Origin of the sequence: Mycobacterium neumannii, assembly GCF_002245615.1 — a bacterium.
Taxonomy (GTDB): Bacteria; Actinomycetota; Actinomycetes; order Mycobacteriales; family Mycobacteriaceae; genus Mycobacterium; species Mycobacterium neumannii_A.
Genome location: NZ_NKCO01000025.1, coordinates 32434 through 57715, shown reverse-complemented (window position 1 = coordinate 57715; position 25282 = coordinate 32434). Strand labels below are relative to the sequence as shown.

General features: G+C 66.7%; 24 protein-coding genes. 5 read left to right on the top strand and 19 right to left on the bottom strand.

All coding sequences use genetic code 11. The annotated features are described in order from the left end of the window. Positions 1-54: 54 nt before the first annotated feature. Together CEX88_RS22160 and CEX88_RS22155 are read left to right on the top strand one after the other, a co-directional pair. Positions 55-1194 (top strand): 3-ketosteroid-9-alpha-monooxygenase, oxygenase component, encoded by a 1140-nt coding sequence (locus CEX88_RS22160; protein ID WP_094295141.1) that lies wholly within the window; start codon positions 55-57, stop codon positions 1192-1194. After that, positions 1191-1466 (top strand): ferredoxin, encoded by a 276-nt coding sequence (locus CEX88_RS22155; protein ID WP_094295140.1) that lies wholly within the window; start codon positions 1191-1193, stop codon positions 1464-1466. The genes CEX88_RS22160 and CEX88_RS22155 overlap by 4 nt, the downstream gene beginning before the upstream one ends. Before the next feature lie 51 nt (positions 1467-1517). Here the strand turns inward: CEX88_RS22155 and CEX88_RS22150 are convergent, their stop codons facing one another. The 11 genes from CEX88_RS22150 to CEX88_RS22100 form a co-directional block, all read right to left on the bottom strand. Beyond that, complete coding sequence (locus tag CEX88_RS22150) at positions 1518-2594, bottom strand: hypothetical protein (RefSeq protein WP_094295139.1); 1077 nt, start codon at positions 2592-2594, stop codon at positions 1518-1520. A 64-nt stretch (positions 2595-2658) separates the two neighbouring features. After that, positions 2659-3654: an alpha/beta hydrolase gene (locus tag CEX88_RS22145; RefSeq protein ID WP_094295138.1), complete on the bottom strand. Its 996-nt coding sequence runs from the start codon at positions 3652-3654 to the stop codon at positions 2659-2661. Next, entirely contained in the window at positions 3651-5270 is a 1620-nt protein-coding gene (locus CEX88_RS22140; protein ID WP_094295171.1) for an FAD-binding protein, read from the bottom strand. Before CEX88_RS22140 ends, CEX88_RS22145 begins: the two co-directional genes overlap by 4 nt. Positions 5271-5278: 8 nt before the next feature. Then, positions 5279-6070 carry an SDR family NAD(P)-dependent oxidoreductase gene (locus CEX88_RS22135; RefSeq protein ID WP_094295137.1) on the bottom strand — a complete coding sequence of 264 codons (792 nt, stop codon included), beginning with the start codon at positions 6068-6070 and terminating at the stop codon, positions 5279-5281. A 26-nt stretch (positions 6071-6096) separates the two neighbouring features. Then, positions 6097-6948 (bottom strand): SDR family oxidoreductase, encoded by an 852-nt coding sequence (locus tag CEX88_RS22130; RefSeq protein ID WP_094295136.1) that lies wholly within the window; start codon positions 6946-6948, stop codon positions 6097-6099. A gap of 3 nt (positions 6949-6951) precedes the next feature. Further along, on the bottom strand, positions 6952-7443 hold the full coding sequence (locus tag CEX88_RS22125) for a nuclear transport factor 2 family protein (RefSeq protein WP_094295135.1): 492 nt from the start codon (positions 7441-7443) through the stop codon (positions 6952-6954). Positions 7444-7523: 80 nt separating this feature from the next. Further along, positions 7524-8558 (bottom strand): acyl-CoA dehydrogenase family protein, encoded by a 1035-nt coding sequence (locus CEX88_RS22120; protein WP_238382167.1) that lies wholly within the window; start codon positions 8556-8558, stop codon positions 7524-7526. Beyond that, entirely contained in the window at positions 8555-9700 is a 1146-nt protein-coding gene (locus CEX88_RS22115; protein ID WP_094295134.1) for an acyl-CoA dehydrogenase family protein, read from the bottom strand. Before CEX88_RS22115 ends, CEX88_RS22120 begins: the two co-directional genes overlap by 4 nt. After that, positions 9697-10476 (bottom strand): crotonase/enoyl-CoA hydratase family protein, encoded by a 780-nt coding sequence (locus CEX88_RS22110; protein ID WP_094295133.1) that lies wholly within the window; start codon positions 10474-10476, stop codon positions 9697-9699. Before CEX88_RS22110 ends, CEX88_RS22115 begins: the two co-directional genes overlap by 4 nt. Before the next feature lie 58 nt (positions 10477-10534). After that, positions 10535-11641 carry a zinc-binding dehydrogenase gene (locus CEX88_RS22105; protein WP_094295132.1) on the bottom strand — a complete coding sequence of 369 codons (1107 nt, stop codon included), beginning with the start codon at positions 11639-11641 and terminating at the stop codon, positions 10535-10537. 21 nt (positions 11642-11662) lie between these two features. Beyond that, positions 11663-13240, bottom strand: a complete 1578-nt coding sequence (locus tag CEX88_RS22100; protein ID WP_094295169.1) for an acyl-CoA synthetase — start codon at positions 13238-13240, stop codon at positions 11663-11665. Positions 13241-13342: 102 nt separating this feature from the next. On the opposite strand from CEX88_RS22100, the gene CEX88_RS22095 reads away from it, so the two are divergent. Together CEX88_RS22095 and CEX88_RS22090 are read left to right on the top strand one after the other, a co-directional pair. After that, complete coding sequence (locus tag CEX88_RS22095) at positions 13343-15271, top strand: flavin-containing monooxygenase (protein ID WP_202931612.1); 1929 nt, start codon at positions 13343-13345, stop codon at positions 15269-15271. After that, complete coding sequence (locus tag CEX88_RS22090) at positions 15268-16155, top strand: SDR family NAD(P)-dependent oxidoreductase (RefSeq protein ID WP_068199889.1); 888 nt, start codon at positions 15268-15270, stop codon at positions 16153-16155. The genes CEX88_RS22095 and CEX88_RS22090 overlap by 4 nt, the downstream gene beginning before the upstream one ends. 76 nt (positions 16156-16231) lie before the next feature. On the opposite strand, the gene CEX88_RS22085 is transcribed toward CEX88_RS22090, so the two are convergent. Continuing rightward, a complete protein-coding gene (locus CEX88_RS22085; RefSeq protein ID WP_094295130.1) occupies positions 16232-16846 on the bottom strand; it encodes a Dabb family protein in 615 nt (204 codons plus the stop codon). Further along, complete coding sequence (locus CEX88_RS22080; RefSeq protein ID WP_068199885.1) at positions 16839-17186, bottom strand: hypothetical protein; 348 nt, start codon at positions 17184-17186, stop codon at positions 16839-16841. Before CEX88_RS22080 ends, CEX88_RS22085 begins: the two co-directional genes overlap by 8 nt. 100 nt (positions 17187-17286) lie before the next feature. Here CEX88_RS22080 and CEX88_RS22075 point away from each other — a divergent pair, with 100 nt between their 5' ends. Next, positions 17287-18492, top strand: a complete 1206-nt coding sequence (locus CEX88_RS22075; RefSeq protein WP_094295168.1) for an NADH:flavin oxidoreductase — start codon at positions 17287-17289, stop codon at positions 18490-18492. 10 nt (positions 18493-18502) lie between these two features. Here the strand turns inward: CEX88_RS22075 and CEX88_RS22070 are convergent, their stop codons facing one another. From CEX88_RS22070 to CEX88_RS22045, 6 genes are all read right to left on the bottom strand, one after another. Continuing rightward, entirely contained in the window at positions 18503-19420 is a 918-nt protein-coding gene (locus CEX88_RS22070) for an alpha/beta hydrolase (RefSeq protein ID WP_094295129.1), read from the bottom strand. After that, positions 19417-20259 carry an IclR family transcriptional regulator gene (locus CEX88_RS22065; protein WP_094295128.1) on the bottom strand — a complete coding sequence of 281 codons (843 nt, stop codon included), beginning with the start codon at positions 20257-20259 and terminating at the stop codon, positions 19417-19419. The genes CEX88_RS22070 and CEX88_RS22065 overlap by 4 nt, the downstream gene beginning before the upstream one ends. Before the next feature lie 205 nt (positions 20260-20464). Next, entirely contained in the window at positions 20465-21622 is a 1158-nt protein-coding gene (locus CEX88_RS22060; protein ID WP_094295167.1) for a zinc-binding dehydrogenase, read from the bottom strand. 55 nt (positions 21623-21677) lie between these two features. Next, positions 21678-23138, bottom strand: a complete 1461-nt coding sequence (locus CEX88_RS22055) for an FAD-dependent oxidoreductase (RefSeq protein ID WP_094295127.1) — start codon at positions 23136-23138, stop codon at positions 21678-21680. Next, positions 23135-24043 carry a biphenyl-2,3-diol 1,2-dioxygenase gene (bphC, locus tag CEX88_RS22050; RefSeq protein WP_094295126.1) on the bottom strand — a complete coding sequence of 303 codons (909 nt, stop codon included), beginning with the start codon at positions 24041-24043 and terminating at the stop codon, positions 23135-23137. The genes CEX88_RS22055 and bphC overlap by 4 nt, the downstream gene beginning before the upstream one ends. Further along, entirely contained in the window at positions 24043-25224 is a 1182-nt protein-coding gene (locus tag CEX88_RS22045; RefSeq protein WP_094295166.1) for an acyl-CoA dehydrogenase family protein, read from the bottom strand. The genes bphC and CEX88_RS22045 overlap by 1 nt, the downstream gene beginning before the upstream one ends. Positions 25225-25282 lie beyond the last annotated feature (58 nt).

The following is a 25282-nucleotide window of genomic DNA, read 5'->3' as shown; positions in this document are numbered from 1 at the left end:
GATGAGCGGAACAGAACCGTGAACAGGGCCGGTGAGGGCTGCTAGAACAGCGGTATGACGATGGACACCGACATCGAGGTCCGCCAGATCGAGGCCGAGGCCGCGCCGTCGCGGTTCGCCCGGGGCTGGCACTGCCTAGGTCTGGTCAGAGAGTTCGGTGACGGTAAGCCGCACCAGGTCTACGCATTCGGCAAGAAGCTGGTGGTGTTCCGCGGCGGCGACGGCCGCCTCAACGTCCTCGACGGGTACTGCCGCCACATGGGCGGCGACCTGAGCCAGGGCGAGGTCAAGGGCGACGAGATCGCGTGCCCGTTCCACGACTGGCGCTGGGGCGGTGACGGTCGGTGCAAGAAGGTGCCCTACAGCAAGCGAGTGCCGCGGCTGACCCGCACCGCGACCTGGACCACGCTCGAACAGGACGGCATGCTGTTCATCTGGAACGACCCGGAGGGCAACCCCCCGCCGCTGGAGGTCACGATCCCGCGCATCGAGGGCGCCACAAGCGATGACTGGACCGACTGGCACTGGTACACGACCGTGGTCAACACGAACTGCCGCGAGATCATCGACAACGTCGTCGACATGGCCCACTTCTTCTACATCCACGGCTCGCTGCCGACGCACTTCAAGAACATTTTCGAAGGCCATGTCGCGACCCAGTACATGAACAGCGCGGGCCGGCCCGATCTCGGCGAGCCGGGGCCGACGCAGATGCTCGGAACCACCTCGGTCGCATCGTATTTCGGGCCGTCCTTCATGATCGACGACCTGACGTATCACTACACCGACGTCGATCACAAGACGGTGCTGATCAACTGCCACTATCCGATCGACCAGGACTCGTTCGTGCTGCAGTACGGGATCATCGTCAAGAAGTCCGAAACATTGCCCGACGACCTCGCGATGCAGACCGCGATCGGTCTCGGCGACTTCGTCAAGATGGGTTTCGAACAGGACGTCGCGATTTGGAAGAACAAGGCCCGCATCGACAATCCGCTCCTGTGCGAGGAGGACGGGCCGGTCTACCAACTGCGTCGCTGGTATGAGCAATTCTATGTCGACGTCGCCGAGGTGACCCCCGACATGGTGGACCGTTTCGAGTACGAGATCGACACCACGCGACCACGCGAGGAGTGGATGAAGATCGTCGAGGCCAACATCGCCGCGCGGGACGCCGTCACGAGCGCGGGATGACCGTCCGCCAGGACAACCGACTCGCCGACGCACCGATGACCTCGGTGACATGCCGGCTCTGCGCGGCAAGCGTTCTGGTGCGCAAGAGCACCTGGGAACAGACCAGCGTGCAGTGGGACAGCGAGTCGACCGCTAGATGTCATCAGCGCCGAGACGCTGACGCCATTTACGCGCACGACGGCAGGCCGTTCCTCGTCTGCTTCGAGCTGCGCGATTCGATCGAGGAGGCTGCCCGCCGCGGCGCGCTACCGATCGTCGACGAAACAGCGTGACTTCGGTGCACTAGTGATCGCCACGCGATTGCTAGTGCACCGAAACCCCGGTCAGGTCAGCTGAAAGGCCGACAGGGGAGCCTCTTTCGGGTACTCGGCCGGGCCGCCCAGGTCGTAGACGGCGTTCAGGGCCCCGATGAACTCGGGATCGTGCAGAGGTTCGCTCGGCACATCGAGCTTGACGCCCTTCTTGTGCACATCATCGACGAGCATGTCGATCGCCTTCTCGACGGTCAGATCATCGCTGCCGTCCATGTTCTTCTTCAGCTCGGCGAAATCGGTGAACACCTCGGCCGACCAGTGCACCAGGAACCGCAGTTCATCGGTGTGGTGGCGGGCGATCACCTGATCGCCGTTCTTCAGCAGCCAGGAGTCGCGGTCCGACGGATCTCCGGTGAACACCGTGTCGAACGCCAACCCCGCGGGGGTCTGCTGGTCGAGCGGTCCGTTGGCCTCGCCGCGGTGCACCATCATCTCGTTCTGCACGAGCACACCGCGGTTGTACACCGGCGGCAGAAGGCGCCGCGGCGGCTTGAGGGGTCCGTCGGGCCAGTACGTGAAACCGCTTCCCTCGTCGAGGGAGAACCATGTGATGACCTGAGCCATCTTGACGAGATAGTCGCGGAACAGTCCTGATTTGCCCATCACGCTGGTCAGCCAGGTCGGGGCGTTCTCATGGCGGACACCGCGGAAGCTGGGCGAGTCCAGGTGACCCGGATCGCGGTTGGCGCAGGGCCCGTTGATGTTGAACAGCATCATCTCGGGCTTGGCGTACTCGGCGTTCCAGTAGCTCTTCGCGTACTCGACGAAGCGCTGGTTGTAGAAGCAGTCGTGCAACTCGGGGTAGAGCACCGTGCCGTAGTTGGCTAGATACCCGCGGAATGTCGCCGTCAGGAAAAGGTCCAGCGACGGGGTGAACCCCTCGGGGAACATGCCACTCATCGTGGCCATCAGTTCCTCGGCCGACGCGAAATGCTGGGCGATGATCAACTTCCACGGGCCCTGTGTCCGCACGATGTCGAGGAGGCGCTCACGCTGGTCGTCGGTGTAGACGTTGTCGATCTCGCGAGGCGGTGAAGCCGGCCGCAGAATGTCGGACAACTCCAAACGCTGCTCTTGGGTGAGCATGTTCTCTCCTACTCTCGAGGTCGGCGTATCACGCCGGTCGCGAAACCAATTCTGCTGTGGGGGCCTACCGGTGACTCGGCACATGTCCGGTCATCGGGACGTCAGTTTCCCGGCGGCCAAAGGGGAGTGGGTTGGCGAACTTGGCGCGCAGCAGCGCACCGATCTCGGCCACCGCGAGGCGCCCCCGCGCGGTCGCATCCGAGCGCATCAGGAACCCGTGGTAGATGCCGGGGTAGCGCGTCAGCGTCGTCTGTACTCCGGCCTCGCGCAGCCGATGCGCGTACCGCTCGCCCCAGTCGCGGATCGGATCGTATTCGGCGGTGACCACGATGGCCTCTGGGAGATGGGTCAGATCGGTTGCCATTGCGGGGAAACGGTATTGGTCCGGCGGTGTGGTGACTCCCTGATCCGCGAGCGCGTGCATGAAGTCGATGTCGTCGCGGTGCAGCATCGGCGCGTCGCGCATGGTCCGGATCGACTCGCAGGCCATATCGCGGTCCAGGCCCGGGTAGAGCAGCACCTGACAACGGATCGACGGGCCGCTGCGGTCCCGCGCGGCGAGCGCGACCGCCGCCGCCAGCGAGCCGCCTGCACTGTCACCGACGACCGCCAAGCGCTGAGAGTCGATCCCGAGCTCGTCGGCGTTGGCCGCGACGTAGAAGGTGGCCGCGTAGGCGTCCTCGAACTGGGCCGGCGCCGGGGCTTCGGGTGCGAGCCGATAGTCCACCGAAACCACGGCGGCCTCGGTGTGCGCGGCCAGTGTCCGGGCGAGCGGCTCGAACGAGTGATTGGAGCCCAACACCATTCCGCCGCCGTGGAAGTACACCAGAACGGGTGTGTCCCCGGCGGGGGTCGGCCGGTAGATCCGGATCGGAACGGATCCACCCGTCCCCGGCACGAACCGGTCTTCGATGTCGGCCATCGCCGGCATGTTCTCGGGGTGCGGTGCCGATTCGATCGCGCGACGTACCTCGGACAGACCGCGCTGACGCATCGGAGGAATTGGTCCGAAGGCCGCGACGCGCTCGGCTGCGTCTGAGTCCAGGTGATACTGCGTCACAGTGGATCCCGGTCGCTCGAGGCCGACCGGAGTGTGGCCGACGCGTGTGCTCCTGCGCGTCGTCCGCTGAAGATGCAGTCCGCGATGGACAGCCCGCTGACGTAGCTGTTGGAGCAGATACCGATCGCGTTGCGGCCCGCCGCATAGAGGCCGGGCACCGTCCCGCCGCCATGATGGGCGACCTCGCCGGTGCGTTCGTCGACGACGAGGCCGCCGAGTGTCAGCCCGGGGATCGGATAGAACATCGACGAGTCCGCGGAGATGTTGATCGAGAAGAACGGCGGAGTCGCCAGCGGCGGACACAGGTCGCGCTCCTTGTGTGCGGGATCGCCTGCGCCGTCGGCGATGCCGCGGTTGTAGTCGTTGACGGTGCGGCGCAGACCCGTGGGATCGATCCCGTTCTTGCCGGCGATGCCCTCGATCGTCGACGCCTTGCGGTGTCCGATCGTGAACAGATAGATCAGCTGCAGGCGTTGGAAGAGCTGTGTCTGCTCCCTGATCTGGGTCTTTACTTTCCGCCAGGTCGGGGCGTCGTAAATGGCCCAGCCGGCGCCCCCGAACTCGCGCATCATCACATTGCCGTGCGTTGCGCCGTAAAGGTCTTCGTTGGCGATGCGCCGGCCGTCCCGGCCCACGGTGAGGCCTTCGAGGAATGCGCTCGGCGGGGACAGGAAGCGCCAGGCCGTGATGTTGCCCATCTTGTCGGTCATGCCGCCGGCTTCGACTCCCAGGGCAATACCCGAGCCGTCATCACCGGGGGTGCCGAGCGGCGAGATCGTCATGAATTCCGGCGCATGTTCGGCCATCCACTCGCGGTTGTGGATGAAACCGCCGGCCGCCAATATCACTGCGGGGGCGCATGCTTCGCGGTCGGTGGCGGCGTCGGACCACAGTGTCTCGGCGCGCTGGACCGCACCCTTGACCAGCCCGGGCAGCCAGGTGCCGGTCTTTCCGCTGAGTTTGGTGAGTGTCCGGTGTTTGCGCGCGTCGGGATGGTTCGTCGGCATCGCGCGGTAGCGGACCCCGCGGACCCGGCCGTCGTCGTCCTGTATGAGTTCGTGCACTCGGCACAACGGAATGAACTCAACGCCTTTGGCTTTCGCCGAGCGGGCAAGGTGCTCGAACAACACCTTGCCCGAGCTCATACCCGGTGCCACCACGCGGTGCCCGCGCGGCACCGGCCGCGCGTGCCGCGCGTAGGGATGGGCTTTCTCGTTGCCGGAGTAGTACAGGTAGAAGTCGTCGGTCGGATAGGACGTCTTATACAACGACACCGGACCACCGCGGAACCCAACGCCTTGGCTCTTGAGCCATTCGATCAGGTCCGGGCTCTGCTCGCAGAACCTCTGGAGGGTTTCGCCGCTGACGGCGTCGCCCACCTCTTGTTCGAGATAGGCCCGCATGTCGGCGACGCTGTCGTCGTATCCGCCGGCCCGCTGTTCAGCCGTACCTGCGCCGGCGTAGACGATCCCACCCGATAACGCGGTCGCTCCGCCGCCGTACCCCCGATCGAGCACGAGGACGCGGGCCCCGCGGTCGGCAGCCTCGATGGCCGCGGCGGCACCGGCAGCGCCGAACCCGACAACGATGACGTCGTACTCAGATCCAGATGCCATCTTCACCCTTACAGAACCGACTTGATCTGCCTGGCGACCAACCGGGTGGCGCGCTTCGCCGACAGCCGGGCCAAGATGTCGAGCGCCAACGCGTCCGTGCCGATCAGGACGCGGAATTCATCACCGGCGATTCCGTCGACGATCTTCTGGCCCGCGGCTTCGACAGTGGTGGAACGGACCTTCCTGCCACCGGCGTCGAGCATGGCCACCCCGGAGTTGCCCGTCAGGTTGGTATCGATGTTTCCCGGAAATAGCGTCACCACGCGGACATTGGTCTCGCACAATTCGGCGTACAACGCCTCACTGAACTGTTTCACCGCGCCCTTACTTGCGCTGTACAGCGTTTGGCTGGCGAACGGCAACAACGCGGAAAGGCTCGACATGTTGGTGATGTTCGCCTCCGGGCGCGTAAGCAGAGTCGGCAGGAAGGCGCGGCACATCCGCACTGTGGCGTCGAAGTTGACGGCCATGATGCGGTCCGTCTCATCTGGGGACAGCTCGGAAAAGGGCGCGAACCGGTGGATGATGCCGGCGATGTTGACCAGCCCGTCGATCTGTCCGTGCGCCTCCGTCACCTGGTTAGGTAGTGCGGTGACCGCCTCGCCGTCGGTGACGTCGAGAACATGCGTGGACATCGGTACGCCGGTGGTGCTCGCGCGTTTCGCCGTACCGGCCAGGCCGACCGCATCGAGGTCAACTGCCGCAATTCGTGCGCCGCGGCGCAAAAGCCCGAGCGCGACCTGCCTGCCCATACCGTTGCCCGCGCCGGTCACCACGAACACCTTGTCGGCGATTTCCACCTCGACCTTCCTTCAATCGAATTCGGTCAATGTCGGGCAGGGTCGAATCGGCGTTTGGTGCGCAACACCGGAGCGCGGCGCTCTGCCAGGGTGGTGGCCCGCTCGGACATCGCATTGCCGACGTACTCGGGTTGGGTCAGCAAGTAGAAATCGCCCGAGGCAGCCTGTTCGAACACCACCCGTGCTGCCTCGACGGGATCCATTGCCTCGGCCTTGATGTCGAGCATCGCCGCCCGCTGCTCTTCGGCCGCCCCCACATCGCCGTCCTCGACTCCACCGGCGGCCTCGAAGATGTTCGACTTCACCGCGCCGGGCAGCACCGCCTGCACATGGATCCGGTCGGCATGCCCGGCCAGCTCCACCTCCAGACGCAGGCACTCGGTCAGCGCCAGCACCGCATGTTTGCTCATGATGTAGGGGGTCTGCAGCGGTACGGCGGCGACCCCGCCGATGGACGAGAGGTTCCACACCCACGACGGTTCATCGGCGGCGATCATGCGCGGTAAAAATGCCCGGAGCCCGTAGAAGACACCGCAGACGTTGATGTCCACCAGTCGATCCCAGTTGGCGACGGGGGTGTCCCACAGGTAGCCGAACTGTTCGACACCGGCGTTGTTGACCAGCAACCGCACCGGCCCGATATCCGAGTACACCTGTGCGGCAACGCTTTCGAGGGCATCGGGGTCGCGTACGTCGCACACGAGATCCACCGAGCCAGCAAGCTCCTCGCGGAGCGCCGCGATGGCGGAGGCGTCGACGTCGACCAGCACGACGGTCATGCCCAACGCGGCCGCGTGGCGAGCCAGGCCCGCGCCTATCCCGTGGCCGGCACCGGTGATGACCGCGACACCGCCGTCGAAGGTCGCCCGCGCGTCCACCCGTTACGAACCTGTCGAGGCCGTCGCGGCGCTCTTGGCCGCGTGCTCGGCGAACGGGATCGAGTCCTCGGCATCGAGGATCACGGTCATCGACGTGAAGACCAGACCGCTGTCCGAGCGCCGGATTCCGACGTCGACCACTCCGCTGGAGACGTCGAACGGGACGTTGTTGGTCACCTGGTTGACGTAGAGGTAGAACCGAGCGGTGGTGACGTTTCCGTCGACGCCGGTGCGGAAGATGTTGGTCGCGTGGTGACGCAGCGGATAGGGATTCTCGTTGCGGTGCTGGGCCAGCCACGCCAACGTCTGGTCTTTACCGTGCAGCTCGGCGGCCAGAAGATGCTCAAACGGGCAGTTGCCGGAATCGGATCGGCTCAGATATGCCATCTCCTCACCGAGCCGGGCACCGAGTTCGGCGAAGTGACCTTGGTCGTAGTGGTACCAGAAGGCGGCGATGAACTCCTGGACCTCAGACAGCGTGATCTCGTTGCTCATGACAGCGAGTCAACCGTCGGTGACGGGGAGTTGGCGCGCCGATGCCCGGTCAGTGGAACACCCGTGTGTCAGCAGCCGGATCACTCGGCGATCAGGCTCCACATCTCCGCTCCGGCCGCGACGGTCGCGTCCAGGACCTGTTCATCCCAGTAGCGCACGGTTCCGAACTCGGATCGCCACGCGAGTGCGGCGCGGGTGAACTCGTGCAACCGGTGCTCGTAGGTGGTTCCGATGGCGCCATGGACCTGGTGCGCGTTGCGCACCACGACCGAAGTGGCATGACCGACACAGGACCGTGCCGCCGCGATGCGGAAGTGCAGGTTGTCCGCCGACCAGTTGCTGGTGACCGCCGTCGTCAGCGCGGCTTCGGTGGCCGCGCGGGCCAGCGCGGCTTCGGCGGCCAGGTCCGCGATCAGATGCTGGACCGCTTGGAAGCGGGACAAGGGCCGGCCGAACTGCACCCGCGACGCGGCGTGTTCGACCGACGACGCGACGATCGTGTCGAGCGCCGCACATACCTGGACCGCCCGCACCAGTGCCGATTTCAGCCACAGCTCGGCCACCAGGTCCGAAGACACCGCCACCCCGTCGAGCGTGGCGATGTCGGCAACGACGCAGTCGCGTGGCTCGCCGATCAAGTTGGTTCCGGGGGTGATCGCTAGTGTCGAGGCCTCGACGTCGGCGATGCGGTGCTTGTGGCCGTCACGCCACACGACGACCACCCGGTCGCTGCGTGCGGCCCAGGGGACACCGCCGGCAGTTCCGTCGTCACCGAGCAGGCACGCTGTCCGCACCGCGCCGTCGCTGTCCATCCCATTGGCATCGAGCAGCCAGCAGGCCAGAAGGTCGTGTTCGGCCAACGGGATTCGCACCGCGTTGCGGGCCGCGGCAGCAAGCAGCTCGGCGGCCTCAAACCACCCCGCCCCGCTGCCGCCGGACTCTTCGGCGCCGGTCAGTCGGATCAGCCCCAGGTCGTCGAGGCGACGCCACAACCCGGTGTCCCGCTCGACGGTCCGCGCCGGTGGGTGGGCGTCGCGGTGCTCGGCGAAAACTGCCTCCATCATCTGCACCAGGGCGGGATCGACACCCGTCGGCGCGGTCTCAGAGGCGCTCATCGCAGCCCCAGCCCTCTCGCGATCACGCCGCGTAACACCTCGTTGGTTCCGCCGCGCAGGGTGAAGCCCGGCCGCTGGTCCACGGCTCTCGAAATCAACTGATCGAAAGTCGGATCCGTGGCCCCGTCGGCCAGTGTGTCCGCGAAGTCGGCGATGTCGCCTTCGGTGGTGGTGCCGAGCACCTTGACCACCGCCGCGGGCACGTCGGCAGGTTCGTGTCGCTCCAGCGCACCGGCGACCGCGGTCGACATCTGGTGCAGGCCGGCGATCCTGGCGACGAGGCGACCGACGCCGGCGTCGCGCGGAATCTCTTGGGCCGCCATCCTTTCGCCGCACGCCTTCAGTAGGACGAAGGTGGACAGGAACCGCTCGGGCCCGCTGCGCTCGAAGGCCAACTCCGAAGTGACCTGACGCCAGCCCGCGCCGATCTCGCCGAACACCATGTCGTCGGGCACGAAGGCGCCGTCGAGGATCACCTCGTTGAAGTGGTGCGCGCCGTTCATCGAGACGACCGGTCGGATGTCGACGCCGGGCCCGCGCAGATCGACGATGAACTGACTCAGTCCGGCGTGCCGGTTGTCCGGGTCGACGGGCGCGGTGCGGGCCAGCGCGATGAACGCGTGAGCGTGATGCGCTCCCGACGTCCACACCTTGGTTCCCGTCAGCGACCAACCTCCGTCGACCTGCACCGCTCTGGTGCGCACGCTGGCGAGGTCCGAGCCGGAATCGGGTTCGCTCATGCCGATACCGAAGTAGCACTCGCCACGCACGATCCGCGGAAGGAACTCGCTCTTCTGCAGTTCTGTGCCGTACTTGAGCAGCGACGGCACGATCTGCCGATCGGCGATCCAGTGGGCGGCGACCGGTGCACCCGCAGCGAGGAGTTCCTCGGTGACGGCGAAGCGTTCGACGAACGAGCGCCCGTGGCCGCCGTACTCGACGGGCACGGTCATTCCGAGATAGCCCTTGGCGGCAAGTGCTTTCGTGAAGTCGTCGTCCCATCCGGTCAGCCAGGCGTCGACCGACGGTGTGAAGGCGCCCGCGGCGCGCTGCTCGGCGAGGAAAGCGCGGACCTCGGCTCGCAGGGCCGCGGTCCCGGCAGCGTCGACGGCCGCGGGCGGCACCAAGCGGGGGAGCGTCATGGCCCGGTCCGCCAACGGCTGATGCGTTGTTCGTGCTCCGGGTCGCGGTGAGCCAGCGGCTGCATGGCCGCGGCCATGGCCAGCGTGGAGTCGAGCGAGCCGGCTCGCGACTCCTGCAGCAGACGTTTGGCCATCCGCAGGGCGTGCGCCGGATTCTTCGTGATCCGCTCGGCCAGCGCGAACGCCTGCGGAAGCAGGTCCTCGTGCGGTACCACGCGACTGACCATGCCCCACTCCAGGGCGGTGGCCGCGTCGATGCGGTCGCCGGTGAAGGTCATCTCGGCGGCGCGTTCGTAGCCGACCGCCCTCGGCAGGAACCACGTGCCGCCGTCGCCCGGGATGATGCCGATCTGCACGAAGCTCTCGGCGAATGAGGCGCGTTCGGAGGCCACCCGGATGTCGCACATCATGGCCAGGTCGCAGCCCGCGCCGACAGCGGGGCCGTTGACCGCCGCGATCAACGGAATTTCCAGGCGGCCCAGCGCACGGGGGATTCGCTGGATCCCGTCGATGTAGGCACGCCGCTGATCGAGCGCGTCGAGACCGAACATTCCGGTGCGATCGGCCATCTCCTTGACGTTGCCACCGGCCGAGAAGATCTTGCCCGCGCCCGTCAGGATCACCGCGCGCACGTCGATGTCGGCGTTGGCGGCTTCGACCGCAGCCTCGAACGCCGCGATGAAGCCCTTGTCGGTGATGGCGTTGCCCACCTCGGGAAGGTCGATGGTCCACGTCTGTGTCGCACCGTGAGCGGCGATGTTCAGCGGTGTGCTCATGACGGCAACTGTAGGGACTTGGTGTACCGGAGTTCCACGTGCATGGGTCTCCTTGAGTTCAGGGAACGATGCTGGCGCGGACGTCGCGCTTGTGCTCGGCGGCGGCGAAGGCCTCGTTGATGTCATCGAGCGGATACTGCGCTGCGGCCAGCCGGTGCAGGGGCAGGGTGTGCTGGTGCTGTTCGAGGAAGGTCAGCGCTCTGGAGAGCACCGACGGTTCGTAGAGCGACACGCCCACCATCGTCTTGTTGGCGAAGACGAAGCGTGACGGGTCGAACTCGAACGTCTTGCCGATGTTGATGTTGCCGATCTCGACGTAACGACCGAACTGACCCAGCATCTTGAGGCCCTCGTCGATGGCGGAGGGGTGACCGACCACCTCGACCACCACGTCGGCGCCGTGGCCGTCGGTCAGGTCACGGACCATCTTCATGCGGTCCTTGGCCGTCGCGGCCGTAGTGATGTCAATGATGGCGTCGGCCCCGAATGCCGTTGCCAACCCCAGTCGTTCGGACACACCGTCGATGGCGATGACGCGGGCGGCACCGCGGGCCTTGGCGACCGCGACCGCGTACAGTCCGAGCGCGCCAGCGCCCTGCACGACGACGGTTTCGCCGAGTTGCTGGTCGACGCGCTCGAGGCCGTACATCACTTGCGACAGCGCGCAGTTGGCGCCCGAGGCGATGTCGTCGGTGACCGCGTCGGGCACGGTGTACACCAGCGCTCCGGCCGGCAGCAGGAAGTAGTCGCCGTAGCCGCCGACGAAGAAGGGCGGCGCATCGGCGCGTCCGAGCATGGCCATCGCGAGATTCAGGCACGCGTTGCGCCTGCCCGCCAGGCAGTTTCGGCACCGGTGGCAGGGAAAGAAGTAGGGGAACACCACCCGGCTGCCCTTCTCCAGGGGCGCGCCGTTGGAGTCCGCCGTGACGCCGTCACCGAGTTCCTCGACCGCGCCCACCATCTCGTGACCGAGCACCGTGGGAAGCTGTCCTCCCAGCCCGCGGGTGGCGAAGGTGCCGTGCCATGCGTGCAGATCCGATCCGCAGATGTTGGTCCTGGTGACCTTGATCAGGATCTCGCCGGGGCCGACCTCTGCCAAGTCTACGGTTTCGATCTCGAATGGCTTTCCGGGCGCGTCGAAGCGTGCGATACGTCCTGTGAACAACAGACAGTTCCCTTCGGTGGCTCAGCGGCTCAGCGGTTTGGCCGCGAAGTGTTCGCGCAGTTGACGTTTCAGCAGCTTGCCGCTCGGGTTCTTCGGCAGTGCGTCGACAAAGTAGACGTGTTTGGGGGTCTTGAACCCCGCGAGATGCTGCCGGCAGTGCGCGATCAGGTCGTCCTCAGTCAGGTTGGCGCCCTCGCGGGAGACCACCGCGGCGACGACGGTCTCGACCCAGGTCGGATGCGGGAGACCGAAGACCGCGACCTCCTGAACCCCGTTGTGGCGGTAGATGACCTCCTCGACCTCGCGGCTGGCGACATTCTCGCCACCGGTCTTGATCATGTCCTTTTTGCGGTCGACCACGTGCAGCAGCCCGTGTTCGTCGTAGTAACCGAGGTCGCCGGAGTGGAACCAACCGCTGCGGAATGCCTCCGCCGTCTTCGCCGGGTCGTCGAGATAACCGAGCATCAAATGCGGGCTGCGGTGGGCGATCTCACCCACCACACCGGCGGCGACGGGCGTGTCGTTCTCGTCGAGGATCGTCGTCTCCACATTGACCACCGAACGTCCCGCCGCACCCGCGTGGGCATCCTGCTCGTCCGGCCCGAGCGCGGACGCCAGCGGCGCCAACTCGGTCTGGCCGTAGAAGTTCCACAGCCTCAGGTTGGGTAGCCGGTCGCGGATCTCGGTGAGGATTTCGGTCGGCATGGCCGATGCGCCGTAGTAGCCCTTGCGCAGGCTCGACAGATCGACCTCGTCGAACACCGGGCAACGCAACAGGCTGATCCATACCGTCGGAGGCGCGAAGTAGTTGGTCACGCGATAGCGGGCGATCGTGCGCAGCACCGTCTCGGGATCGGGCCCGGGCAGGATGATGCTGGTGGCACCGAGATAGATGTCGGTGGCCAGGAAGTTGTCCAGCTGCGCGCAGTGATACAGCGGCAGCGAGTGGATTTCGACGTCGTCACCGGCCATCGAGCCGGCGACGATGGTGCTGACGTACTGCCACATCAGGCTGCGGCTCGTGTGCATCGCGCCCTTCGGCCGCGACTCCGTACCGCTGGTGTACATCAACCGCAGCAGCTGGTCGTCCTCGATGCGCGGATTCGGCGCGGGGGTGGTGGTGGAAAGCCATTGAGCGAAGTCGTCCCAGCCGGGTGGAACGCTCTGTCCGGGCCGGACGATCGCGGCCCGGGTGCGCACCGCTTTGTCGATGCGCATCGCGTCCTCGGCGACGCCCGCCAGCTCGGCTTCGACGATGAATCCGCTGGCCCTACTGTGGCCCAGGACGTAGGCGACCTCTTCGGCCGTCAGCATGAAATTGATCGGCACGAGCACCACCGCGGCACGGGCGGTGGCGAACGCGAGCACCGCGTACTGCCAGCAGTTGTGGGCCAGCAGGGCCACCCGATCACCTGGCCGGAACCCGTTGTCCTGCAACGCGGCGGCGGCGCGATCCACGAGCCGGTCGAAGTCGGCGAACGTCAGCACCACATCGCCGTCGATGATCGCGGTCTTGTCGGGTTGCCTCCGGGCCGACCGACGCGGGATGTCGCCCAGCGTGTGGCTGCGTGCCTGGTCGACCACAGCGTCGAGATCCATGGCGCGCAGCGTATGCGCGGTCGGCGTGGCGAGAGCGACCGGTGTCCCGCTCAGTAGGCAGGGCGGTGCCCGGACTGCCGTGTCGCGCCGATACTCAGGTTCGTGACTGCTGATGCTCGTGCCCTTCCGCCACCGCATGTGGCGGTTGACGACCGTGACGAACTGCGGGCGAATCTCGTTCAGGCCGACGCCGGTGTCTTGGTCGCAGTGCTGGCGCAACTGGTGGGTGATCCGTCGGTGATCGAGCGGTTCGGACCGAGGATCACACACATACCCGATCCGCCCGAGCGCGTCGGAGTCACCGATGCCGACACCATGGCATCGCTCGTCGACGCGGTCGTCGAGGCGGTGACCTCACGGCAGCCCGAAGAGAGGGTGGCCGGCGACGACATCGATCTGTTCACCCGCGCGCTGCCGGTGGCGCTGGGCTCCGACGTCGACGACGAGTTCATCCCGCTTCTGCTCGAACAGGGCGGTTTTCATCTCTCCCAGCCCACGTTGCCGCGCACGGTGCCCATCCCGCAGACGACGACGGTCGCGATCGTCGGCGCGGGCATCGCCGGCATCATCACAGCGCTCGCCGCGGCCGACGCGGGGGTGAAGTACCAGATCTTCGACCGCAATGAGGAGGTCGGCGGCACCTGGCTGACGACGAGGTACCCCGGGATCGGTGTGGACACACCGTCGGCGTACTACTCGCTGTCGCGGGAGGTCAACCCGGACTGGTCGAGCTACTACCCGCAGGGCGCGGAGTACCAGAACTACCTGGTGTCCCTGGCGGACAAGTACGGACTGCGCGAGCACACCCGGTTCGGCACCGAGGTCGAAGCCCTGTGGTGGGACGACGAGCGCGGGCAGTGGCAGATCCACACGGTCGACCGCGACGGCAACCGCGACATCAGTCATGCCCGGGTGGTCATCACCGCGGCCGGCTACCTCAACCGGCCCCGGTGGCCGGACGTTGCAGGCCGGGACTCGTTCGAGGGCGTCAGCATTCACTCCGCGCAGTGGGACCCGTCGCTGGACCTCGCCGGTAAGCGGGTCGCCGTCATCGGCGCGGGCTGCACCGCCGTACAGATCGTCGACGCGTGTGTGGACGAGGTCGACCACCTGACCGTCTTTCAGCGTCAACCGCATTGGGTGGCGCCTCGCAAGCGGCTCTCCGATGACGTGCCCGACTACCGCCGGTACCTCGGTCGACACCTGCCGTACTACGCGAACTGGCACAGGGTGAAGTCCTACTGGGCGACGGCGGACAACAACTATCCGGTGATCCTGCGGGACCCCGAGTGGGCGAAGGACCACCTGTCGATCTCGCAGGCCAACGACGTCCTGCTGCAGATGTGTCTGGAGTACATCAACCGCACCTTCGGTGAGGGCTCGGAGCTGGCCAAGAAGGTCACACCCGACTTCGCGCCGTACGGCAAGCGCATTATCCGCGACCCGGGCGGCTACTACGCCGCGCTGACCCGCGAGCACGTCGACGTCGAAGCCAGCGAGCCCGCCGCTGTCAACGCCGCGGGCATCATCACGCAGGACGGCCGGCAGATCGACCTCGACGTGATCGTCTATGCCACCGGATATCACCTCGACTTCCTGTCCACGGTCGACATCCGGGGGCGCAACGGCAGGACACTGCGCGAGGAATGGGGCGACAGCCCGCGCGCGTACCGCGGTGGCACGGTGCCGGGCTTTCCGAACCTGTTCATCACGTCGGCGCCGAACTACAGCCCGGGCCACGGTGCGGGCGCCAACTTTTCGATGGAGGTGCTCGCCCACTACATCATGGAGTGCCTGCAACTGCTCGCGCTGCGGGGCGCCACCACCATGGAGGTGACGCGGGAGGCCTACGACGATTACGTGGCGCGGATCGACGACGCGATGTCGCGCACGGTGTGGTGTCACACCCCGAACGCGCACACCTACTATCGCTCCGGTTCGGGTCGCGTGGTCGTGGCTACGCCGTACCGTCTGGTCGACATGTGGCATCAGCATCGCGCGCCCGTCGAAGAACACTTCGTCCTCCGATGACGGGGCTTCTCGCCGGTAAGACGGCCCTGGTCACCGGCAGCAGCCGCGGCATCGGACGCGCTGTGGCGCAACGTCTTTCCGCGGAGGGCGCGACGGTGGTGGTGACCGCTCGGTCGTTCGAGCCGTCGGCATCGGTACGTGGGGGTGCGGTCACGGCCCTGCCAGGGACGATCGCCGAGACGATCGAGCTCATCGAGGGCGCGGGCGGTACGGCGATCGGCATCGCGGCCGACCTCGAGGATTCCGATCAACGGGCCCGGCTCGTCGACGAGGTCGTCGAACGCACCGGCGGCCTCGACATCCTCGTCAACAACGCCGGTTTCGCGGACTATGCCCGCGTCGAGGAGATGAGCCTGGACACCTTCGACCGCACAGTCGAGCACTATCTGCGCACCCCGTTCGTGCTGACGCAGGCCGCAGTGCCGCATATGCGGGAGCGGGGGGCCGGCTGGATCGTCAACATCGGGTCAGTGACGGGCGTCGCCCCGGTGCGGCCGTACCGCGAGTACAACAAGACGTCGGGTGACGTCGTCTACGCCTCCTGCAAGGCCGCCCTGCACCGTTTCACGCAGGGGGTGGCCGCCGAACTGGTCGACGCGAACATCGCGGTGAACTGTGTCGGTCCTTCCACTGCCATCCGTACTCCCGGTGCGGCACAACTCATCCCGGACAGCTTTCCCACCGAACCAGTGGAGTACCTCGCCGAGACCGTACTCGCGATGTGTCACCTGCCTGCCGCCGAGCGCACCGGCCTGGTCGCATTCAGCCTGCACTATCCGTGGTCGCAGGGACTGACCGTGCACTCTCTCGACGGCGTCACCGAGTTACCGCCCCTGGAGCCTCCCGCGACCGCCAACCCGAACATCCTGCCGGCCGGTCTTTAGCGCGAATTCTGCGGGAGGGTCGCGGATCGCGCGATTTCACAGCCCAGCTGCAGAATTCGACGCACAAGCCGCCAGATCACCCGATGGCGCAGAAGCTGTGGCAGACCCGGTCGCGGACGATCACCTCGGGACACTCGGGGTCGAACCACCGGTCCACGTACGCCCAGTGAATCGGATGCATGAGGTACGGACCGGTCAGACCGTCGAGATCGCGAAACTCCTGTTCGAACACGTGGGTCCACTCCGACACACCGACCGCCGACTCGACCCTGGCGAGCTGCCATGAGGCGATCGAATTGACATAGCGGGGGAGCAGCCGCAGATCGTCCTCGAACCGCGCCACTGCGGCGCCGTCGGTGTCCGGTTGCACACGCAGCAGCAGTGTCCGGTAAACGGTGGCCGAGATGTCCCTGGCGGCGACCACGTCGCCGGTATAGGTGGCGCCGTTGATGCGGCCGACCTCGGGGCGATCGAGGATCGAATTGAAAGTCGTTGCCACCGAGGACCACTCGTCTTCGTTGCGAAAGCGCAGATGCATGAGGATGTCGCCACCGTTGCGCACGCCGGGCAGTGTCGGCTGCACCAGGGCGTGGGCCGCATTGCTGGCCGCCGCGGCTTCGCGCAGCTCGTACAACAAGCGGTCACGTCCGGTGGCCTCGGCGGCATCGATCAGCCGGATGACGCTATACATCGCACAAGCCGTCGACATCACCTGCTGCGGCGGCGACGCTGCGGGTGCGCTCCACGACGAGGTCGGCGATGCCTTCCCACCACGGCCCCAGTGTGGCGTCGGGTCTGCCCTGCCATGTCATCTCCCACCACGCCTGAGGGCTCGGCAGGGACCACGTCACGGTGATCACGTTGGATTGGTCGTCGAACCATATCGGCGGGCTGACGAGGACCTCGCGAAGCGTCATCCCGCGATCTCGCGCCCCGGGCGCGTATTCGGCCAGGTACGTGTCGACGAATTGTCGTGCGCATCCCGGCCGGGTGATGACGCGGTCGATGACGAACACCTCACCGTCGGCCATGGCCCGACACTATGGCCACCGGGACGGCGGCACAGACGGCGCTCCCAGCCATCGGGACGACACCGTTGACCGTGGCGATCGGGCGGAGCACCGTGGTCCGATGACAGTAGAGACGCCGGACCCGTTCGCGCCGGCCAGGCTCGGCCCGGTGAAGCTGCGCAACCGCGTCATCAAGGCCGCGACCTCCGAGGGACGCTCGCCCGACGGTACGGTGACCGACGACCTGATCGACTTTCACGTCGCGTTCGCCAACGGCGGCGTCGGAATGACGACGGTCGCGTACTGCTGCGTTTCGAAGGAGGGCGCCAGCGCACCCGGTCAGATCGTGATGAGCAAGGCGGCGCTGCCCGGCCTGCGTCGGCTCACCGATGCGGTCCACGGGGCGGGCGCAGCGATCTCGGCGCAGCTCGGCCATGCGGGCGTCGTGGCACCGAAGAAGCTGACCGGCGTCACCGCGATCTCACCGAGCCGGTTCCTCAATCCGACCTCATTCGCCTACTGTCGCGAGATCACACCCGCCGAGATCCATGTGGTCATCGAACAATTCGCCGCGGCCACTCGCGTGGCGATCGATGCGGGCTTCGACGCCGTCGAACTCCATTTCGGCCATCTGTACCTGCCGAGCTCGTTCCTGAGCCCGCGCATCAACCGGCGCAAGGATGCCTACGGCGGCTCCATCGACAACCGGTCGCGGTTCGTGCGGGAGATCGCCGGTCGCGTCCGGGAAGTCGTGGGAGATCAGATCGCGGTCATCGCCAAGCTGGACATGGACGACGGTCTGCCCGGCAGCATCTGGATCGACGAGGCGCTACGGACCGCGCAACTACTCGACGCCGACGAGACGCTGGATGCGATCGAGCTGACGCAGGGCTCGTCGGTCTACAAGCCGATGTACCTCTTCCGGGGCGACGTCCCGGTCAAGGAGTTCGCCGAGGTGATGCCGGCGGCGCTGCGGCCCGGCGTCCGGCTGGCCGGCAAGCGCGTCATGGGCAGTTACCCGTATCGGGATCTCTACATGCTGGATGCGGCGCGTCAGTTCGTGCCGGTGGTGCGCCACACCAAGCTGATTCTGTTGGGCGGCATCACGAATCACGACCACCTTCAGACGGGTCTGCGCGAGGGGTTCGACTTCATGGCGATGGGCCGGGCGTTGTTGCGTGAGCCCGATCTGGTCAACGCGATGATCGCCGATCACAGCACCCGCAGTCGATGCAACCACAACAACAAGTGCATGGTCACGGTGTTCGGCCGGACCCACTGTGTTCTCGACCCGCATCAGCGCTATGGGCCGGTGGCGAAGGCCTGAACGCGAAGCCTCACAACAACGCTGCGAGCTGTCGCGTAACCTGCCGCCGCGCCTCGTGGGCGATGTCGAGCATCGGCATCGTCATGAAACCGTGGATCCCACCGTCGAAAACGCACCGCGTCACGGAAACACCCGCGGCTTCCAACGCCTCGGCATACGCGACGCCCTCGTCTCGCAGCGGATCGTGACCCGCGATCACCACCACGGCCGGTGGTAGGCCGTCGAGGCGCGCCTGCAGCGGCGACGCATACGGGTGGGCGCGGTCAGCGGGGGAGGGAACATACTGGTCCCAGTACCACTGCAGCGCCGGGCGCGGATTGTAGAAACCCTTGCCGTACAGGCGGTACGACTCGGTATCGAAATCTGCGGCGATCATCGGGTAGATCAGCATCTGGGCAGACAATGTCGGCCCGCCGCGGTCGCGCGCCATCAGGGCGGTCACAGCCGCGAGATTGCCGCCGGCGCTGTCGCCGGCCACCGTCAGACGGGTCGGGTCGCCACCGAATCCCGCCCAGTGCTCGGCGGTCCAGCACGTCGCGGCGTACACATCCTCAGCCGCAGCGGGCCACCGATTCTCGGGTGCGAGCCGGTAACCCACCGAAACGACCACGGCGGGAAGCAGGTTGGCCAGATTGCGGCACAGACCGTCATGGCTGTCGAGGTCGCAGAACACGAATCCACCGCCGTGCGCATACACCACGACGGGCAACGGCGCCTCCGAAGCCGGCCGATAAACCCGCACGGTGATGGGCCCGTCGCCTCCGGGGATGCTGACATCACCGACGGATTCGACGGCTTCGGGCTCTGCGGGCGGCACGAACCGCGATCGGATCGTGGCACGTGCCTGTGAACCGCTCATCGTGTGCACCGGCGGAAAGCCCGAGTCCAGCGCCTCGATCAGGTCGGCGATCTGCGGATCGAGGCTCACGCGTACTGCAGCACCGGCTCACGCGGCGATGTGGGCCGCGGCGCAGGCACATTCCGCAGCGGCCGAGCCTGCTGCAGCGTCGGCGCCACCCGGCGCGGGCCGTCCTCGGCGTTGCGCCAGATCGCCATGGCCGTCATCCGCACCGGTGCGACGAGACGCTGGTCGAACATCATGCGACTCATCGGACCGCAGACCGACACGGCCGCGACCGCCTCACCCTGACCACCGATCGGTGCTGCGACGCAACCGAATCCGCTCAGCGCCTCCTCACGGTCGAACGCGATTCCGTGCTCGCGTGCCTTGGCGAGCTCGGTGCGCAGCTGGGCGGGTGATCCGATGGAGTACTTTGTGCGGCGGTTCGTCAGGTCGATCGTGCCGTAGTCGAGGTCGGTCACGGACGCCAGCATGGCCTTGCCCAGCGCCGAGCAGTGAGCGGGCTGGCGCCCACCGACCCGACTGGGAATGGCTGCCCCCAGCCCGTCACCGATCTTCTCCAGATACACGACATCGGCGCCGTCGAGGACGGCGAGGTGGACGACGAGTCCGGTGGCGCGGTGCAGATCGTGCAGCAGAGGCACCGCCGCGCGGTGCAGGCGGTCCTGGTGCACCGCGAGTGACCCCAACTCGACCAGCCGCATACCCAGCTCGTAGTCGCGCCCGTTGCGTCGCAGCCACCGCAGTTGGACGAGGCGCTCGAGCATGCGGTGCGCGGAGGAGCGGGGCAGTCCGGTGCGGCGCACGATCTGCGCGAGTGTCAGCCGGCCCGGCCCATCGAAGGCGTCAAGAACCAGCGATACGCGGTCAAGGACTGCGCTGGGTGTTTCGACGGGCGTTGTCATGTGGCCTCCGGAGCACGAGCTGCAACACGCAGACATATTTCTAATAGGAATATGCCTATTTGTAGCACGGAGATGTGCAGAGTGTCACACAATCCCCGCGATTGGGCGTCGGTCACGTCTGCGACCTGCGGTTAATGGTTTCGGCGCAGCGGCGTGTGTCGCCTAGCAGGGTGATTTCGTGCAGCCAGTCCGTGGGATCAGCCATTTACGGTTCGGTGGCGCCGCTCTGCGGGTCGATGAGGATCTTGGCGTGCGCTTCGGCGGTACCCAGGATCTCGAAGGCGCGGTCCACGCCCGCCAAACCCACCGTGCCTGTGATGAGCGCCGAGGCATCCACCTTGCCCTCGGCGAGCAGGTGCAGGGTGTCGCGAAACTCCAGCGGCGTGTAACCGAAGACGAACCGCAGGTCGATGTCCTTGCCGTTGGCCACCGCCGGCCGGAAATGGTCGGTGCCCATGCACACACCCACCACGACAACCCGCGACTGCACGGGCGCCGCACGGATGATCCCGTCGATGATTCCCGGCACACCGACGCATTCAAAGACCACCGGTCGCTTGGGACCCGCGGCGCCCAGCGTGTCGGCGAACCGGTACAGATGCGACCAGCCCGGCAGGCGGCGCAACTTCTCCATGGATCCGACGGCGAGTTCGAACAACTGTTGCGCCTCGGAGATGGCCCCGGCCTGCCCGGCAGTCGTATACGGCGAATCGACGGCGGGGTCGATGACGACGTCGGCGCCGCACCGCGACGCCATCTCGCGCCGAGTCGTTGAGAAGTCGCTCGCGACGATCGTGTGTACGCCGAGCGACTTCAGATGACAGATCACCGCGAGCCCGACCGGGCCGCAACCGATGACGACCGCCACGTCACGCCTGCGAATCTCGCTGCGGCGCACCGCATGCAGGGCCACTGCCATCGGCTCGGTCAACGCTGCGGTATCGAGGTCCAGCCCGTTCGGGACGACGAAACTCATCGCGGCTTCGGCGAGGACGTGCTCGGCGTACGCGCCCGGCGCCAGCGGCGACAGGCCGGTCATGTGCACTCCGCCTGCCGCACGCACCATGGGAAACGACACCACGGGAGACCCGACCTTGAACTCCTTGGCCGTCCCTCGGCCACGCTCGGCGACTTCACCGACGAACTCGTGGCCCAACACCACGGGAGTGTCCTGGCGCATGAAGTCCGGATAACCCACCTCGTCCATTACGTCGGTCAGTTCATCGGCGTGGTCCTTCGCGTGCAGGTCGGATCCGCAGATACCGCAGCGACGCACCTCGAGCAGGAGCTGTCCGCGCGCCGGGGTGGGCGTCGGGAGATCGACGACGGAAAGAGTGCCTCGTTCACAGCTGACGGCCTTCATGCGGTCCATCCTGTACCACCGGGCAGGGACGGCCCGCCACCAGACAGCCAGGGCCTTAAGCGCGCGCCGCGTTGCGTCCGGCGCGCCGGCCGTAGAAGCTCCCGTCGCCCAATGAGATACCGCTTGCGTACCCCCACGCCGCGAGACCCGCGGTGCAGCGCCCCGCGGCGAACAAGCCGGGGATGGGTTCGCCGCTGACGTGCAACACCTCGGCATCCAATGACGTCAACAGCCCGCCCAGGGTGAAACCGCCGGTGCTCTCGCGCAGATCGATGGCGCCTACCGGGGTGCCGATCGGCCGCAGCCACTGAGACTTCTTGTGTAGCAGCCGATCCTCTCCCACGGCGGCCCCGGCGTTGTACGCCGACACGGTCGCCTGAAGCGAGCCCTGCGCCAAGCCCATCTCGGATTCGAGTTCGGCGACCGTCTCACACACCCAGGTCGGCTGGCGCATCATCAACTGCGGCGACAGCGATGCCATCGCCTCCTCCTGCGCCTTCTCGTCAATGATCAGGAACGCCGTGTTGTCCTGGTTATACAGCGTCAACTGCCCGACCCTGCCCGGATAGGTGTCCTCGGCGACATAGCGCTGGCCGCGGCCGTTGACCAGGATGCCCCGCACCAGTTGCTGCGGATCGATGAAGATGGCGACCTCGGTGGCGTCCATGTGCGCGAGGTCGGCGCCCAGCGCCTGCGCCATCCGGATGGCCTGCCCGTCATGCTGCTCGATGGCGGCGGCGGGCCGGCCCGCGATGCGGGGCGCGTACTGGGCCACCATGGCTTCGTTGTAGGCGAAGCTGCCCATCGCCAGCACCACACCGCGACGCGCACGCACGGCGATCTCCTCGCCGTATCGGCGCGCATGCACACCGGCCACCCGACCGTCGGGATCGACGATCAACCGCTGCACCCGAACGTCGTAGATCGCGCGGGCTCCGGCCGCGGTAGCCGTCTCCACGAGCGGTTTCATCAGCATGAACCCGGCGCTCGACTCGCCCTGCTTCTTGTCCGACATCTGCGGGACGTGCCCGCGGGGAGCAGGTGCGGCGATGGTGTTGAACGGATACGAGTTCTCCCCGCCGCTGAACATCAGACCCTGATCGCCCATCGGCTCCCAGCCGGGTTCGCCGAAGAACTCCGGCTTGAAAACCACGCCGCAGCCGACGAGCCAGTCGAAGTGCTCGAGGCTGCCGTCGCAGTAGTCGGCGATGCGCTTCTCGTCGGCACCGGGACCCATCGCGGCGTTCAGGTACGCAGCCATGTTCGCGACGGAATCGTCGAAACCGCATGCCTTTTGGATCGGAGTACCCCCACCGAGGTAGATGAAGCCGCCGGCCATGGACGCCGCACCGCCCCACGAGCCGGTGCGCTCCAGGACCAGGACGTCGGCGCCGGTGCGTGCGGCCTCCACGGCGGCGGCAGCACCCGCGATGCCGAAACCGGCTATGACGACGTCGGCCTCCTCATCCCACCGCGCGACACCCGCCGCGGGAAGGGGAGTGACGTCACCACTCACGGGCGCATCGCCGCTGGAAGGTCGGAGACCCACTCGTGACCCCAGTAGCTGTCGGCGGTGATCTCCTCTGCGGTGTAGTAGGTTTCGTCGACCCGCATACCGTCAGTGCCGAACTCGATATCCCAGTCGCCGGGCGCCCGAACGTAGAACGACACCATCTTGTCGTTGGTGTGCCTGCCAAGCGTCGAGGACAACTGGAAACCGTCCTTGTTCACCCGGTCGAGTGCCTGTCCGACGGCGTCGAGGCTGTCGACCTCCACCATCAAATGAATCAGGCCCGGGTCACGCAACGTCATCGCGGGGCAGATCGCCAGGCTGTGGTGGCGTGCGTTGATGCCGAGGAAGCGGACGCGCAGCGGCCCGAACTCCGGCGGCGTCGGAACCCGAAACGCTCCGCGCGACTTGAACCCCAGTACCTCGGTGTAGAACTGAAACAGTCCGGGCACATCGAGGGCCGGCAGCACCACATGGCCCAGCCCCTGATCGCCGGTGACGAATCGGGCGCCGAACGGCGTCACCACCGGACTGTGGTCGAGCACTGCGCCGTGGAAGACTTCGGTCGAGGTGCCCGCCGGGTCGTCGAAGGCGATGACCTCCTCGACGCGGCGGGCGTCTGCCTCCTGGAGCGAGAGTTCCTTGACCGCCACGCCCGCACCGTCGAGGGCCGCCTTCACCCGCGTCAGCGCCGCATGGTCACGGACTTCCCAGCCGACGGTGACGATCTTGTCGACGTCGCCGGGCACCACGATGATGCGTGCGGCGCGCTCGTCCATGCGCAGATACAGCGCATCGCCATCGGGGCCGGAGCCTTCGGCGAAGCCGAGCACCCCGAACGCGAAGTGGCGCCACCGGTCGATGTCGGTGGCCTGGATCTTGACGTAGCCGAGGCTCTTCAGATCGCTCATCAGATCATCGCCCGCAGCGGACCCTGCGGGTCCACACCCAACGAGCTCAGCGCTGAGGCGTGAAACACCGTGCCCGGCACATGGATCGCGTGTAGCTGGCCGACATGCACGTCGCGCCAATACCGCTGCAGCGGCTTGTCCATGCGGGCGGCGTTACCGCCCGAGCGGGCGAAGATCTCGTCCACGGCGGACACGGCGCGCCACACCGCGCGGATCTGCGTGCGACGACCCGCGGCCCGGTCCTCGAAGCTGACCTCCTTGCCCGCGGCGACCATGTCGTAGATGCGATCGGCATTGGCCAGCAGTTCTTGACGCGCGGCGTTGATGTCGGCGGCCGCCTCGCCGATGGCGTACATGACGTACGGGTCGTCCTTGATCGCCGTCCCGGTAGCGCCCACCCGCTCGCGTTGGTAGTCGAGGTGTGCGGCCAGCGCGCCCTCGGCGATGCCGATTGTCGCTGCCGAGATGCCGAGCGGGAACATCGTCGACCACGGCATCAGGTAAAGCGGCTCGGTCATGCCGGCTTCGCGCTGGGCGGTTCCGTCCATCACCTTCGTCGCGTCCATCGTCCGGTACTCCGGGACGAACGCGTCTTTGACGATGACGTCCTTGGAACCGGTGCCGCGCAGCCCGACCACGTCCCAGGAGTCCTCCACGATCTCGTAGTCGGACCGCGGCAAGATCATGTGCAGCATCTGCGGTGGCATCAGCGGTTTGCCGTCGGCGTCCCCGAGCATCGCGCCGAGGATGATCCAGTCGCACGCGTCGGTACCGGAACTGAACTGCCACCGGCCGTTGAAGATGTAGCCGCCGTCGACCGGCTTGGCCACGCCTTGGGGCGCGTACGGCGACGCCATCCACGTGTCGATGTCGTCGCCCCATACTTCCTCGCCGACCCGCGGATCGGCGTAGGCGAGCTGGTACGGGTGCACGCCGACCACACCGTTGATCCAGCCCGCCGCGGGGTCCAGGGCCGCCGTGGCCATCACGGTCTCGGCGAACTCGCGCGGATGCGCCTCGTAGCCGCCGTGTTTCTTGGGCTGCAGCAGGCGAATGGAGCCGACGGCCTTCATCGACTTGACCGTCGCATCGGTCAATCGCCCGACCTTCTCGGCTTCGGCGCCCTGCTCCTTGAACTGCTCGGCCAGTTCCATCACCCGGTCGAGTACGCGCTCGCTCATGCTGGTGTCCTCACTATGTGGCTGCACTTGATGGTCTACCGCACCGAAGCCGCGAACG

Bases quoted from the DNA above. Each gene is read 5' to 3' on its own strand.
- CEX88_RS22110 (WP_094295133.1), bottom strand. From the start codon at position 10,476: ATGAGCACACCGCTGAACATCGCCGCTCACGGTGCGACACAGACGTGG.
- CEX88_RS22150 (WP_094295139.1), bottom strand. From the start codon at position 2,594: ATGCTCACCCAAGAGCAGCGTTTGGAGTTGTCCGACATTCTGCGGCCG.
- CEX88_RS22125 (WP_094295135.1), bottom strand. From the start codon at position 7,443: ATGAGCAACGAGATCACGCTGTCTGAGGTCCAGGAGTTCATCGCCGCC.
- CEX88_RS22080 (WP_068199885.1), bottom strand. From the start codon at position 17,186: ATGGCCGACGGTGAGGTGTTCGTCATCGACCGCGTCATCACCCGGCCG.
- CEX88_RS22060 (WP_094295167.1), bottom strand. From the start codon at position 21,622: ATGAAGGCCGTCAGCTGTGAACGAGGCACTCTTTCCGTCGTCGATCTC.
- CEX88_RS22045 (WP_094295166.1), bottom strand. From the start codon at position 25,224: ATGAGCGAGCGCGTACTCGACCGGGTGATGGAACTGGCCGAGCAGTTC.
- CEX88_RS22085 (WP_094295130.1), bottom strand. From the start codon at position 16,846: ATGTATAGCGTCATCCGGCTGATCGATGCCGCCGAGGCCACCGGACGT.
- CEX88_RS22120 (WP_238382167.1), bottom strand. From the start codon at position 8,558: ATGAGCGCCTCTGAGACCGCGCCGACGGGTGTCGATCCCGCCCTGGTG.
- bphC (WP_094295126.1), bottom strand. From the start codon at position 24,043: ATGAGCGATCTGAAGAGCCTCGGCTACGTCAAGATCCAGGCCACCGAC.
- CEX88_RS22065 (WP_094295128.1), bottom strand. From the start codon at position 20,259: ATGACAACGCCCGTCGAAACACCCAGCGCAGTCCTTGACCGCGTATCG.
- CEX88_RS22155 (WP_094295140.1), top strand. From the start codon at position 1,191: ATGACCGTCCGCCAGGACAACCGACTCGCCGACGCACCGATGACCTCG.
- CEX88_RS22090 (WP_068199889.1), top strand. From the start codon at position 15,268: ATGACGGGGCTTCTCGCCGGTAAGACGGCCCTGGTCACCGGCAGCAGC.
- CEX88_RS22100 (WP_094295169.1), bottom strand. From the start codon at position 13,240: ATGGATCTCGACGCTGTGGTCGACCAGGCACGCAGCCACACGCTGGGC.
- CEX88_RS22115 (WP_094295134.1), bottom strand. From the start codon at position 9,700: ATGACGCTCCCCCGCTTGGTGCCGCCCGCGGCCGTCGACGCTGCCGGG.
- CEX88_RS22140 (WP_094295171.1), bottom strand. From the start codon at position 5,270: ATGGCATCTGGATCTGAGTACGACGTCATCGTTGTCGGGTTCGGCGCT.
- CEX88_RS22160 (WP_094295141.1), top strand. From the start codon at position 55: ATGACGATGGACACCGACATCGAGGTCCGCCAGATCGAGGCCGAGGCC.
- CEX88_RS22075 (WP_094295168.1), top strand. From the start codon at position 17,287: ATGACAGTAGAGACGCCGGACCCGTTCGCGCCGGCCAGGCTCGGCCCG.